The 12,137-nt window shown below is 70.6% G+C and carries 11 protein-coding genes; all 11 read left to right on the forward strand.

Features of this window, described 5'->3' with window-relative positions:
* The first annotated feature begins 10 nt into the window (after window positions 1-10).
* The 11 genes from AC3EGR_RS03100 to AC3EGR_RS03150 all read left to right on the forward strand — a co-directional run bounded on the left by AC3EGR_RS03100 (window position 11) and on the right by AC3EGR_RS03150 (window position 12,010).
* A complete protein-coding gene (locus AC3EGR_RS03100; RefSeq protein WP_488544972.1) occupies window positions 11-1,162 on the forward strand; it encodes an ABC transporter substrate-binding protein in 1,152 nt (383 codons plus the stop codon).
* Between the two features lie 139 nt (window positions 1,163-1,301).
* The gene (locus AC3EGR_RS03105; protein WP_488544973.1) at window positions 1,302-2,459 is read left to right on the forward strand and encodes an ABC transporter substrate-binding protein; all 1,158 of its coding nucleotides are present in this window, start codon (window positions 1,302-1,304) and stop codon (window positions 2,457-2,459) included.
* Window positions 2,460-2,471: 12 nt separating this feature from the next.
* Entirely contained in the window at window positions 2,472-3,779 is a 1,308-nt protein-coding gene (locus AC3EGR_RS03110; RefSeq protein WP_488544974.1) for an aromatic ring-hydroxylating dioxygenase subunit alpha, read from the forward strand.
* The gene (locus AC3EGR_RS03115; protein ID WP_488544975.1) at window positions 3,776-4,243 is read left to right on the forward strand and encodes an aromatic-ring-hydroxylating dioxygenase subunit beta; all 468 of its coding nucleotides are present in this window, start codon (window positions 3,776-3,778) and stop codon (window positions 4,241-4,243) included. Before AC3EGR_RS03110 ends, AC3EGR_RS03115 begins: the two co-directional genes overlap by 4 nt.
* 28 nt (window positions 4,244-4,271) lie before the next feature.
* On the forward strand, window positions 4,272-5,426 hold the full coding sequence (locus AC3EGR_RS03120; protein ID WP_488544976.1) for an ABC transporter substrate-binding protein: 1,155 nt from the start codon (window positions 4,272-4,274) through the stop codon (window positions 5,424-5,426).
* A gap of 138 nt (window positions 5,427-5,564) precedes the next feature.
* Window positions 5,565-6,620 (forward strand): branched-chain amino acid ABC transporter permease, encoded by a 1,056-nt coding sequence (locus tag AC3EGR_RS03125; RefSeq protein WP_488544977.1) that lies wholly within the window; start codon window positions 5,565-5,567, stop codon window positions 6,618-6,620.
* Complete coding sequence (locus AC3EGR_RS03130; protein ID WP_488544978.1) at window positions 6,617-8,455, forward strand: branched-chain amino acid ABC transporter ATP-binding protein/permease; 1,839 nt, start codon at window positions 6,617-6,619, stop codon at window positions 8,453-8,455. Before AC3EGR_RS03125 ends, AC3EGR_RS03130 begins: the two co-directional genes overlap by 4 nt.
* Window positions 8,452-9,180 carry an ABC transporter ATP-binding protein gene (locus AC3EGR_RS03135; RefSeq protein ID WP_488544979.1) on the forward strand — a complete coding sequence of 243 codons (729 nt, stop codon included), beginning with the start codon at window positions 8,452-8,454 and terminating at the stop codon, window positions 9,178-9,180. Before AC3EGR_RS03130 ends, AC3EGR_RS03135 begins: the two co-directional genes overlap by 4 nt.
* Window positions 9,170-10,744, forward strand: a complete 1,575-nt coding sequence (locus AC3EGR_RS03140) for an ATP-dependent acyl-CoA ligase (RefSeq protein WP_488544980.1) — start codon at window positions 9,170-9,172, stop codon at window positions 10,742-10,744. Before AC3EGR_RS03135 ends, AC3EGR_RS03140 begins: the two co-directional genes overlap by 11 nt.
* Before the next feature lie 85 nt (window positions 10,745-10,829).
* Complete coding sequence (locus tag AC3EGR_RS03145; protein WP_488544981.1) at window positions 10,830-11,600, forward strand: SDR family NAD(P)-dependent oxidoreductase; 771 nt, start codon at window positions 10,830-10,832, stop codon at window positions 11,598-11,600.
* Window positions 11,597-12,010 (forward strand): acyl-CoA thioesterase, encoded by a 414-nt coding sequence (locus AC3EGR_RS03150; RefSeq protein ID WP_488544982.1) that lies wholly within the window; start codon window positions 11,597-11,599, stop codon window positions 12,008-12,010. Before AC3EGR_RS03145 ends, AC3EGR_RS03150 begins: the two co-directional genes overlap by 4 nt.
* The last annotated feature ends 127 nt before the right edge of the window (window positions 12,011-12,137 follow it).

The following is a 12,137-nucleotide window of genomic DNA, read 5'->3' on the forward strand; positions in this document are numbered from 1 at the left end:
AGGAGACAAAGTGAGAAAACTCAAGACCATCGCCGCTGCCATCGTGGGCGCCGGCCTCGCCCTGAACACCCTGGCCGCCGACCTCAAGGTGGGCTTCATCACCTCGCTGTCCGGGCCGGTGTCCTCGCTGGGCATCCCTTACGAGAAGGGCATCAAGGCCGCGGCCGCCTACAAGTCGGTGATCGGCGGCCACAAGGTGCAGCTGGTCGCGCTGGACGACACCTCCGACCCCGCCACCGCCGCGCGCAATGCCCGCAAGCTGATCGAGGAGGACAAGGTCGACGTGGTGATCGGCACGGCCGGCTCGCCGGGCGCGCTGGCCATCGCCGCGGTCGCGCGCGAGACCAGGACCCCGCTGATCTCCATCGCCAACGCCAACCTGCCCGGCGAGGACGGCGCCTGGATGGTCACCCTGCCGCAGCCCGCGCCCCTGATGGTCAACGCCGTCGTCGAACGCATGAAGAAGAGCGGCGTCAAGACGGTGGGCTACATCGGCTTCTCCGACGCCTGGGGCGACCTGGTGTACGACTCGCTGGTGCCCGCCGCCAAGGCCGCCGGCATCCAGGTGGTGACCAACGAGCGCTTCGCCCGGGCCGACACCTCGGTCACCGGCCAGGTGCTGAAGATCGTGGCGGCCAAGCCCGACGCCGTGCTGACCGGTACTTCCGGGACGCCCGGCGCACTGCCTTACCGCGCGCTCGCCGAGCGCGGCTGGAAGGGCCAGATCTATGGCACCCACGCCCTGATCAACCCGGACTTCGTGCGGGTGGGCGGTGCGTCCGTCGAAGGCCTGCTGGCGCCCACCGGCCCGGTGATCGTCGCGGAGCAGCTGCCCGAGAGCAACCCGATCCGCAAGGTCGCGATGGACTTCCGCGCGGCCTACCAGAAGGCCAACGGCGCGGTGCCCACCGACGCCTTCTCCGCCTATTCCTTCGACGCCTGGCTGCTGTTCGCCGATGCCGCGCAGCGCGCGCTGGCCACGAAGGCGGAACCGGGCACGCCGCAGTTCCGCCTCGCCCTGCGCGATGCCATCGTGAACACCAAGGAGCTGGTGGGCACGCACGGCGTCTACAACTTCAAGCCCGACAACCGCTACGGCTCCGACGAGCGCTCGCGCGTCATGGTCAAGCTGGAAAAGGGCGAGTGGAAGCTGGTGAATTGACCCACCCCCGAAGCGCCTTGGGCGCCTCCCCCTCGAGGGGGCGCCACCTGCGGCCCGGCGAAGCCGGTTCCGCGGTGGCACTGGGTTCGGCAACGCGCTGTCGAAGAGAAGCTGCAAAGAGAAGATGACTGAGAAGACCATGACCAAAACGAAGTTCGCATTCCGCATGGGCACGCTCGCCGCGGGCCTGGTGCTCGCCGCGCCGCTGCTGGCCGCCGACCTCAAGGTGGGCTTCATCACCTCCCTGTCGGGCCCGGCGTCGGCGCTGGGCATTCCCTACAACAAGGGCCTGCAGGTCGCCGAGTCGTACAAGGGCACCATCGCCGGCCACAAGGTGCAGGTCATCGTGCTGGACGACGCCTCCGATCCCGCCACCGCCGCGCGCAACGCGCGCAAGCTGGTGAACGAAGACAAGGTGGACGTGCTGATCGGCACCTCCGGCGTTCCCGGCGCGATGGCCATCGCCGCCGTCGCGCGCGAAACGAAGACGCCGCTGATCTCGCCCACGCCGGTGAGCGTGCCGGCGGACGACGGCGGCTGGACCGTCACCGTCTCGCAGTCCTTCCCGCTCGTGGTCTCGGCCGTCGTCGACAAGATGAAGGCCAACGGCGTAAAGACGGTGGGCTTCATCGGCTTCTCGGACGCCCTGGGCGACCAGACGCTGGCGGCGCTGGAGAAGGCGGCGGGACCCGCCGGCATCAAGATCGTGGCGCAGGAGCGTTATGGCCGCTCCGACTCCTCCGTCGCCGGCCAGGTGCTGAAGCTCATGGCGGCGCGCCCCGATGCGATCTTCGCCGGCAACTCGGGCACGCCCGGCGCGCTGCCCTTCCTCACGCTCGCCGAGCGCGGCTACAAGGGCGGGCTCTACGGCACGCACGGCCTGGTGAACGCCGAGTTCGTGCGCGTGGTCGGCAAGGCGGGCGACGGCATCCTGCTGCCCAGCGGGCCGGTCCAAGTCGCGGACCAGTTGCCCGCCAGCAATCCGTCGCGCAAGATCGGCATCGAGTACCGCGAGGCGTACAAGAAGAAGCACGGCGAGTATCCCGCCGACGCCTTCTCCGCCTACACCTTCGACGCCTGGCTGGTGTTCGCCGACGCCGCGACCCGCGTGGGCAACAAGGCCGAGCCGGGCACGGCGGCTTATCGCCAGGCGCTGCACGACGCGATCGGCCAGACCAAGGAACTGGTCGGCACGCACGGCGTCTTCAACTTCAACGGCGACGACCCGAACGGCCTGGACCGCCGGGGCGCCGTGATGATCCGGCTCGAGAAGGGCCAATGGAAGCTGGCCCAGTAAGGGAGCACGACGATGGCGCCGACCCGCAACGACATCCTCGCCCTGGTGCAGGAAGATCGCGTCCACCGCGACCTGTACCTGAGCGAGGAACTGTTCCGCCTGGAGCAGCGCCATTTCTTTGCCAACACCTGGAACTTCGTCGGCCACGCGAGCCAGGTGCCCAACGCCGGTGACTACGTGAGCGTGGAGATCGCCGGCCAGCCGCTGCTGATGGTGCGGCAGGCCGACGGCGGCATCCGCGTGCTGAACAACCGCTGCGCCCACAAGGGCATGCCGCTCGCCACCGACGCCTGCGGCAGCACCGGCAAGTTCTTCCGCTGCCCTTACCACGCCTGGACCTACAAGCTGGACGGCTCGCCGCTGGCCATCCCGATCAAGAACGGCTACGAAGGCACGCGCCTGAAGGAGTGCGAGTCGGGGCAGGGCATGGGCGCGCTGAAGAACGTGGAGGTCTACCGCGACTTCGTGTTCGCCAAGGTGAACGAGGGCGGCCCCGATTTCCGCTCCTATTTCGGCGACGTGCTGGGCGCGATCGACAACCTGGTCGACCGCTCGCCCACCGGCAAGCTGAAGGTCGAGGGCGGCATCCTGCGCAACATCGTCCACTGCAACTGGAAGATGTACCTGGAGAACATCAACGACACCGTGCACCCGCAGTCGGCGCACGAGTCGGCGACGGCCGCCGCCAACATCCTGTGGCAGGGCAAGCCTGCCGACGAACCCAAGCCGATGGCCATGGAGCAGATCCTGCCCTTCGGCGCCGGCTACGACTTCTTCGACCGCATGGGCGGCCGCGTCTACCCCAACGGACACAGCATGCTCGGGGTGAACTTCAGCATCCATTCCGGCTACGCGCAGGTGCCCGAGTACGAGGAGGCGCTGCGCGCCGCCCATGGCGCCGAGCGCACGACCGAGATCCTGCAGCGCTCGCCGCAGAACTCGGTGTGCTTCCCCAGCCTGTCGGTGAAGAGCTCGCCCCAGGCGATCCGCGTGATCCGTCCGCTGGCGGCCGACCGCACCTTGATCGAGGCCTGGAGCTTGCGTGCCGAAGGCGCGCCCGACGTGCTGTTCGAGCGCGCGATGACCTACAACCGCCTGGTGTTCTCGCCCATGTCGGTGGTGGCCCACGACGACGTGCACCTGTTCGAGAGCATCCAGCAAGGCCTCAAGGCCGGGCGCAACGACTGGGTGAGCCTGCACCGCGATTTCGACCGCGCCGAGCTCGAAGGCGGCAAGCGCGAGGTCAACGGCACCAACGAGCTGCTGATGCGCAACCAGTTCCGCGCCTGGGCGCAGTACATGACGGTGGACATGGAATGAACGCGCTCGACTTCATCGCCCACGAAGCGCGGCTGATCGACGAGCAGCGTTTCGACGACTGGCTGGCCCTGTTCGCCGACGACGGCCGCTACTGGGTGCCGCTGCTTGGCGCCGCGCAGGCGGAGGACGCGGCGCATGTCTCGCTGGCCGACGAGGACCACCTGCTGCTGTCCCTGCGGGTGCAGCGGCTGAAGAACCCCAAGGCGCATTCGCAGCATCCGCGCAGCCGCTGCCAGCACGTGCTGCAGCCTTCGCAGCTGGTGGCCGCCGACGATGCGGCCGGCACCTGCGAGCTGCGCACGCCTTTCCTCTACATCGAATCCCGCGGTGCGCGCCAGCTGCAGCTCGCGGGAACGGCCACGCACCGCCTCGTGCGGTCGGGCGACGCATGGCGCATCCGCCTCAAGCGGGTCGACCTGCTGGACGCGGGGGAGCCCCTGCCCGCGATCCAGCTCTTTCCCTGAGCAAGCCCTTGACCTGGAGACCACCTAGATGAACGCTCTCTCCCGCCGTGCCCTCGTGGCCGCCTCGCTCGCCCTCGGCCTCACCGGCCTCGCCTCCGCCGCCGACCTCAAGGTGGGGCTGAGCGTCTCGCTTTCCGGGCCCAACTCTTCGCTGGGCGTGCCCTACGCGAAAGGCATGCAGGCCGCCATCGCCTACAAGCCGGAGATCGCCGGCCGCAAGGTGCAGCTGATCGTCCTGGACGACAACTCCGACCCGACCACCGCCGGCCGCAACGCCCGCAAGCTGATCGAGGAAGACAAGGTCGACGTGATCATGGGCACCTCGGGCGTGCCCGCCGCGATCGCCATGGCGCAGGTGGCGGCCGATACCAGCACGCCCTTCATCGGCCTCACGCCGATCGCGCTCAAGGGCAAGGAGCTGGACTGGACGGTCACCGTCGCCCAGCCCACGCAGTTGATGGTGGACGCGGTGGTCGAGCGGATGAAGAAGGCCAACACCAAGACCGTGGCCTACATCGGCTTCTCCGATGCCTGGGGCGACCTGGTGTACGACGCGCTGATGAAGGCCACCGAGAAGGCCGGCATCAAGGTCGTGACCAACGAGCGCTATGCGCGCGCCGACCAGTCCGTCACCGGCCAGGTGCTCAAGATCATCGCCGCGCGTCCCGATGCCGTGATGACCGGCGGCGCCGGCACGCCGGGCGCGCTGCCCTACCTGACGCTGGCCGAGCGCGGCTTCAAGGGCCCCATCTACGGCCAGCACGGCCTGATCAACGCGGACTTCGTGCGCGTTGGCGGCGCCGCCGCTTCCGGCACGCAGGTCCCCACCGGCCCGATCATCGTCGCCGAGCAACTGCCGGACGGCTATCCGACCAAGAAGATCAGCCTGGACTTCCGCAACACCTTCCAGAAGGTGAATGGCGCGCCGACCACCGACGCGTTCTCCGCCTATTCCTTCGACGGCTACCTCGTGTTCGCCGATGCGGCGGCGCGCGCCCTGAAGACCGCCGAACCCGGCACGCCGGCCTTCCGCGTGGCCCTGCGCGACGCGATCATGACCACCAAGGAAGTGGTGGGCGTGCACGGCGTCTACAACTTCAAGAAGGGCGAGCTGTACGGCGTGGACGAGCGCGCTCGCGTGATCGTCAAGCTCGACAACGGGCAGTGGAAGCTGGTGCCTTGACCCCCGCGAAGCGCCTGCGGCGCCTCCCCCCGAGGGGGCGCCCCCAGCGGCCCGGCCAAGCCGGTTCCGCGGCGGCACTCGGTTCGGCCGCGCGTGATCGCGAGCCGAGCCCGATTTTGAGTTCTGGAGATTGCTGAAATGACTTGGGACGTAGCACTCATCCTGGGCATCGACGGCCTGGCGAACGGGGCGGTGTACCTGTTGGCCGGGCTGGGTCTGGTGCTGATCTTTTCCGTCACGCGGGTGGTGTTCGTCCCGTTCGGCGATGTCGCGGCCTTCTCGGCCCTGACCCTCGCGGCGTTCGAGGCGGGCCGCCGTCCCGCCACCATCGGCCTGGTGCTGACGCTGGCCGCGCTGGCGGTCGTGGTGGAAGTCGTGTCGCTCGCCCGGCGCGGTGACTACGCGCGCATCCCGCGCGCCCTTCTGGGCTGGGGCGTGCTGCCGATCCTGCCCTGCCTGCTCGCGTGGGCGGTGGGGGGCCAGCAGCTGCCGCATGCCGTGTTCATCGCCAGCGCGATCCTGCTGGTCGTGCCGATCACCCCGCTGGTGGCGCGCATCGCCCTGCAGCCCATCGCCGACGCGTCCACGCTGGTGCTGCTGATCGCCTCGCTGGCGCTGCACTTCCTGCTGTCCGGCCTCGGCCTGCTGTTCTTCGGGCCGGAAGGCTCGCGCACGGCGCCGCTCGCCGACGGCGCGCTGGCGCTGCCCGGGGGCTTCTCCGTCAGCGGCCAGGTGCTGCTGATGATGACGGCGGCCATCGTGCTCAGCGGCATGTTCTTCCTGGCCTTCGAGCGCACGGCCATCGGCAAGGCGCTGCGCGCGACAGCGGTCAACCGCGTGGGCGCGCGCCTGGTGGCCATCCGTCCCGCCCGCACGGCGCTGCTCGCCTACACCTTCGCTGGCGTGCTGGCCGGCCTCATCGGCGTGCTGGTCGCGCCGGTGACGACCATGTACTACGACTCGGGCTTCCTGATCGGCCTCAAGGCCTTCGTCGCCGCCATCATCGGCGGCCTGGTGAGCTATCCGCTCACCGCGCTCGGCGCGCTGGCGGTGGGCGTGGTGGAGAGCTTCGGCTCCTTCTGGAGCGGCGCGCTGAAGGACGTGATCGTGTTCAGCCTGCTGATCCCGGTGCTGATGATGCGCTCGGCGATGACGCGGCATCCGGAGGAAGAGGTGGAGGAGATCGACCAATGAACCGCTCCCGCATCCTCCTGCTGGCCGCCGTCGTTGCCATCCTGGGCCTCCTGCCCCTGGTCCTGGGCAACTTCGGGGTCAGCCTGCTGAACGACATCGGCATCAGCGCGCTCGTCGCCCTGGGCCTGGTGCTGCTGACGGGCGTCGGCGGCGCGACCTCCTTCGGCCAGGCCGCCTTCGTGGGCATCGCCGCCTATGCGACGGCTTGGCTGACGACGGTGCAGGGTTACTCGCCCTGGGTCGGCCTCCTGTTCGCGCTGCTGCTCACCGGCGTCGCCGCGCTGGCCATCGGCCTGCTGACGCTGCGCCTGGGCGGGCACTTCCTGCCGCTGTCCACCATCGCCTGGGGCCTGTCGATCGCACTGCTGTTCGGCAACATGCAGGCGCTGGGCAGCCACACGGGCCTGTCCAAGATCCCGGCCCTGATGCTGGGCGGTCTGTCGCTGGCCGATCCCCGCGCGATGTACTACCTGATCTGGCTGGTGGTCGGACTGGGCGTGCTGTTCTCGTACAACGTGCTGCAGTCGCGGTCCGGCCGCGCCATCCGCAGCCTGCGCGGCGGCGCGATCCTGCTGGCGAGCGTGGGCGCGGATGCGTTCCGCGTGCGCCTGACGCTGTTCGTGCTGGCGGCGCTGCTCGCGGGCGTGGCCGGCTGGCTCTACGCGCACACCAACCGCTTCGTGAGCCCTTCGCCGTTCGACGTGCGGGCCAGCATCGAGTACCTGCTGATGGCGGTCGCGGGTGGCCTGGGCCAATTGAGCGGCGCGCTGGTGGGCGCCGCGCTGGTGCTGGTGATGAAGAACGCGCTGCAGGACGTGCTGCCCCTGTTCACCCAGCGCGGCGGCGAGCTGCAGGCGGTGGGCTTCGCCATCCTGTTCCTGCTGCTGCTGCACTATGCGCGCGCCGGCCTCATGGGCTTCGTGACGCGCTGGACCCGCGGCCGCTTCGCGCACGCGCAAGCGACGCAGCCGCCCGCGGCGCCGCCGCTGGCGCGTCGCCAGCTGCCGGCGCGCGGCGCCAAGGTGCTCGCGGTGCGTGATGCGGTCAAGCGCTTCGGCGGCCTGGTGGCGGTCAACAACGTCAGCTTCGAGGTCGCCGCCGGCGAGATCGTCGGCCTGATCGGCCCCAACGGCGCGGGCAAGTCCACCATGTTCAACCTGCTCACGGGCACGGCGCCCATGACCAGCGGCAGCGTGGAGTTCCTGGGCGAGAGCGTCGGCGGCCTGCCGCAGCGCGTGATCGCCAACCGCGGCATGGCGCGCACCTTCCAGCACGTGAAGCTGCGCCCGCACATGACCCTCCTGGACAACGTCGCGCTCGGCGCGCATGGCCGCACGCATGCGGGCCTGCTGTCCGCGGGCCTGCGCCTGGACCGGCGCGAGGAAGCCCAGATCATGGCCGAGGCCTGGCGCCAGCTCGATCGCATCGGCCTGGCGCAGCGGGCGCACGAACTGGCCGGCAGCCTGCCGCTGGGCACGCAGCGCATCCTGGAAATCGCCCGCGCGCTCGCTGCGGACCCCGTGCTGCTGGTGCTGGACGAGCCGGCCGCCGGCCTGCGCCGCAAGGAGAAGCAGGAACTGGGCGAACTGCTGCGCAAGCTGCGCGCCGAGGGCGTGACCATCCTGATCGTCGAACACGACATGGACTTCGTGATGAAACTGGTGGACCGCCTGGTCGTGATGAACTTCGGCTCCAAGCTGACCGAGGGCGTGCCCGCCGCCGTGCGCGCCAACCCCGACGTGCAGGCTGCCTATCTGGGCGGGCCGGTGGCGACGCCGCCGGCCGGGTCCGTCGGGGATGCGCCGCGCAAGGCCGCGGTGGGAGCTGCAGCATGACCGCGATGCTGGAAGTCGAAGACCTGCACGTCTCCTACGGGCAGGTGGATGCCGTGCGCGGCGTCACCCTGACGCTGGAGCCTGGCCAGATCGTGTCCGTGATCGGCCCCAACGGCGCCGGCAAGACCACGCTGCTGGCCGCGGCCATGGGGCTGCTGCCCTCCAAGGGCAAGCTGCGCTTCGAGGGCCAGGACCTGCACAGCCTGGACGTCGAGGCGCGCGTCGAGCGCGGCCTGTGCCTGGTGCCCGAGAAGCGCGAGCTGTTCGGCGAGCTGACGGTGCTGGACAACCTGATGCTGGGCGCCTTCCCGCGCAAGCTGCGCGGCGGCGCCCTCAGGCGCCAGATCGACTTCGTCTGCGAACGCTTTCCCCGCCTGGGCGAGCGCCGGGCGCAGCGGGCCGACACGCTCTCCGGCGGCGAGCGCCAGATGCTGGCCCTGGGCCGGGCGCTGATGTCCTCGCCGCGCCTGCTGATGCTGGACGAGCCCAGCCTGGGCCTGGCGCCCCTGATCGTGCAGGAGATCCTGAGCTTCGTGCGCGGCCTGCGCAGCGAAGGCGTGTCCATCCTGCTCGTGGAGCAGAACGCCCGCGCGGCCCTCGACAGCTCGGACCAGGCCTACGTGCTGGAGACCGGCGAGGTCGCGCTCAGCGGCCCCTCGCAGGACCTGGCCGTGGACCCGCGGGTGCAGGCCACCTACCTGGGCGGCGCGACCGATGAAGACTGAGTGGCTGCTGCCGCCCGGCGAGCGCACGCTGCCCGGCCTGCTGCAACGCCAGGCGCGGCTGTTCGGCGCGCGCCCCTTCCTCGCGATGCCCGGGGCGGAATGGCGGCACCAGGACGCGGCGTCGGCCGCGGCCCGGCGCGCTGGCGCGCTGCGCGCGGTGGGCGTGGAGCAGGGCGACCGCGTGGCCGTCATGTGTTCCAACCGCGCCGAGTTCCTGGAGACCGTGCTCGGATGCGGCTGGATGGGCGCGGCTTCGGTGCCGATCAACAGCGCCTCCATGGGTCCCCAGATCCAGTACCTGCTGGCCGACAGCGGCGCGAGGCTGCTGGTGATAGAGCAGGCCTTCCTGGAGCGCCTGCGCACCGCCGACCTCGCCGCCACCGGCTTGCAGCAGGTGTGGGTGGTCGGGGCGCAGGGCGCAAAGGCGGACATCGGCGCGGTGCGCGTCAATCCCTGGCCGGCGCCCGCCGAAGCGGTCGCGCCGGCCGCGGTGCAGCCCTCCGATACCTTCGCGATCCTCTACACCTCGGGCACCACCGGCCCGTCCAAGGGCGTGCTGTGCCCGCATGCCCAGTACTTCTGGTGGGGCGCCAACAGCGCCGACGTGCTGGGCGTGGGCGCGGACGACGTGCTGTGCACGACCCTGCCGCTGTTCCACGTCAATGCGCTGAACACCTTCGCGCAGGCCGCCGTCGCCGGCTGCCGCGTGCATTTCCTGGAGCGCTTCTCGGCCTCCGGCTTCTGGCCGGCCATGGCCCGCACGGGCGCCACGGTGGTCTACCTGCTCGGTGCCATGGTGCCCATCCTGCTGGCGCAGCCGGTGGCTGCGGCGGAGCGCGACCACCGCGTGCGCATCGGGCTCGGTCCTGGCGTGCCGGAAGCGGCGGGCGCCGCCTTCCGCGAGCGCACCGGCGTGCTGCTGCTGGAAGGCTACGGCTCGACGGAGACGAACTTCGTGATCGCCACCGCCCCCGATTCGCCCCGCCGCGGCGTCATGGGCTGGCTGCGTCCCGGCTTCGACGCCCGCGTGGTCGACGACGCCGACAACGAACTGCCCGCGGGCGAGGCCGGCGAACTGGTGCTGCGCGCCAGCGAGCCCTTCGCCTTCGCCAGCGGCTATTTCGGCAAGCCGGACAAGACCGTGGAGGCCTGGCGCAACCTCTGGTTCCACACGGGGGACCGGGTGGTGCGCGAGGGCGACGGCGCCTTCCGCTTCGTCGACCGCATCAAGGACGCGATCCGGCGGCGCGGGGAGAACATCTCGTCCTGGGAAGTCGAGCAGGTGCTGATGGCGCATGCCGCGGTCGCCTCGGTGGCGGTGTACCCCGTACGCTCGGAGCTGGCGGAAGACGAGGTCATGGCCGCCGTCGTGCTGCGCGAAGGCGCGCTCGCCCTGCCGGCGGAGCTCGCCGACTTCTGCACGGCGCGGCTGCCGAAGTTCGCCATCCCGCGCTACATCGCCGTCCTGCCCGAACTCCCCCGCACCGAGAACGGCAAGGTCCAGAAATACAAGCTGCGCGAGCTCGGCGTCCTGCCTGGCTGCTGGGACCGCAGCGCCCCCTGAAGCCAACCCGTCTTCCCCGGGCAGTCCGGGACCCGGGACGCCCTGGATCTCCCTGCGCGGGGAGGACGACGACACGGAGAACCCCATGACCTCATCCCTGCAAGGCCGACACGCCCTGGTCACCGGCGCGGCGCGCGGCATAGGCGCGGCCATCGCCCGCATGCTCGCCGCCGAGGGCGCGCGCGTGACCCTGCTCGGACGCAAGGCAGAGGCGCTGGCCGCGCTGGCGCGCGAGCTGCCCGGCGAGCACGGCTTCGTCGTCGCCGATGTCGCCGACGAGGCGCAGGTGCACGCCGCGTTCGCGCAGGCGCGCGCCGCCCGCGGGCCGGTCACCCTCCTCGTGAACAACGCGGGCCAGGCGGAGAGCGCCCCGTTCGCCCGGACCACGCTGCAACTCTGGCAGCAGATGCTGGACGTGAACCTCACCGGCACCTTCCTGTGCACCCAGGCGGTGCTGCCGGACCTGCTGGCCGCCGGCGGCGGGCGCATCGTCAACATCGCCAGCACGGCCGCCCAGAAAGGCTATGCCTACGTCAGCGCCTATGTCGCGGCCAAGCACGGGGTGCTGGGGCTCACGCGCTCGCTCGCCCTGGAACTCGCCCGCAGGAACATCACCGTCAACGCCGTCTGCCCCGGCTACACCGAAACGGACATCCTGCGCGAGAGCATCGCCAACGTGGTGGCCAAGACCGGGCGCAGCCAGGAGGAGGCGCGCGCGCAGTTCGCCGCCGGCAACCCGCAGCAGCGCATCGTCCAGCCGCAGGAAGTGGCCGACGCGGTGCGCTGGTTGTGCGGGCAGGGCGCATCGGCCGTCACGGGTCAGGCGATCTCGGTGTCCGGCGGGGAGGTGATGTGAGCGCCTTCCAGCAGCCCCGCCGCATCCGCTTTTCCGACTGCGACCCCGCCGGGATCGTCTTCTATCCCCAGTACTTCGTGATGTTCAACGGCCTGCTGGAGGACTGGGTCGACGGGCCGCTGGGCATAGGCTTCGCCGACCTGGTGAGCCGCCGCCGCATCGGCCTGCCCACGGTGCGCCTGGAGGCCGATTTCCGCGCCGTGAGCCGCTTCGGCGACGACGTGGTGCTGTCCCTGCAGGTGGAGCGCCTGGGCGGCAAGTCCCTGACCCTGGCGCTGCGCTGCGAAGCGGCGGCAGGGGAGCTGCGCATGGCCATGCGCCAGGTGGTCGTGGCCACCTCGCTGGAAACGCATGCGGCCATCGCCGTTCCCGGGGACCTGCGGGACGCGATCGCGCGGCAGGCGGGCTAGCAGCCTCGGCGGCAGGGTCGGCCCCACCCGCGGTGCCGGGGCCTGGGGCGGCGCCATGCTTTGTTGCAGTCTCCTGCTACTCCATGGGCCCAAAGGCCGTACGACCCCCTCGCGCCACTATCCCACG

It is taken from the genome of Ramlibacter sp. G4-7 (assembly GCF_057784995.1).